This is a genomic window from Halomonas sp. SIMBA_159 (genome assembly GCF_046536035.1).
In the GTDB taxonomy this organism is placed as follows: Bacteria; Pseudomonadota; Gammaproteobacteria; order Pseudomonadales; family Halomonadaceae; genus Vreelandella; species Vreelandella venusta_A.
Window position 1 is genome coordinate 1 of record NZ_JAWJBT010001595.1, and the last position, 237, is coordinate 237.

The 237-nt window shown below is 49.8% G+C and carries 1 protein-coding gene; it reads left to right on the plus strand.

The features are described from left to right. The coding region (locus tag R0J87_RS24610) for a hypothetical protein (RefSeq protein WP_498889660.1) at window positions 1–237 on the plus strand (237 nt) is incomplete at both ends.

A 237-nucleotide genomic window follows, 5' to 3' on the forward strand; every position in this document is an offset into this window, starting at 1 on the left:
GGACGATTCAGGAACGTATGACCGACTCGGACGGGGAGTCGTTAACCACAACTTCGCTGGTGAATCACAAACCTATGGTGGCTGCGATTAAAGAGTTCTTTGGTTCCTCTCAATTGTCTCAGTTTATGGATCAAACCAATCCTTTAGCTGAGTTAACTCACAAACGGCGGATTAGTGCCTTAGGACCCGGTGGGATAACCCGAGAACGGGCGGGCTTTGCCGTGCGAGATATTCATC